Source organism: Burkholderia sp. BCC1047 (assembly GCF_902833155.1).
Taxonomy (GTDB): Bacteria; Pseudomonadota; Gammaproteobacteria; order Burkholderiales; family Burkholderiaceae; genus Burkholderia; species Burkholderia sola.
Genome location: NZ_CADFEH010000084.1, coordinates 1 through 404 on the forward strand (window position 1 = coordinate 1; position 404 = coordinate 404).

Genomic DNA, 404 nt, shown 5'->3' on the forward strand with positions numbered 1-404 from the left:
GAATCGGTTCTTCACGAAACCCGTCAGTTCGCGCCGCCCGCGGCGCTCGAGCAGACGGCGACCATTTCCGGCATGCCGGCCTATCGCGCGCTCGTCGCCGAGGCCGAGCAGGATTACGAAGGCTTCTGGGCGCGTCTCGCGCGCGAAGGCCTCACGTGGCACAAGCCGTTCACGACCGTGCTCGACGAGCGCAACGCGCCGTTCTACAAATGGTTCGACGACGGCGAGCTGAACGCGTCGTACAACTGCCTCGACCGCCACGTCGAAGCCGGCAACGGCGAGCGCGTCGCGGTGATCTTCGAGGCCGACGACGGCACCGTCACCCGCGTCACCTATGCGGACCTCCTCGCGCGCGTGTCGCGCTTCGCGAATGCGCTGAAGAAACGCGGCATCGGCAAGGGCGA

General features: G+C 67.3%; 1 protein-coding gene. It reads left to right on the forward strand.

Features of this window, described 5'->3' with window-relative positions:
• Positions 1–404, forward strand: a 404-nt coding sequence (locus HWX55_RS35910; protein WP_279612711.1) for an acetyl-coenzyme A synthetase N-terminal domain-containing protein, incomplete at both ends; no start/stop codon positions are given.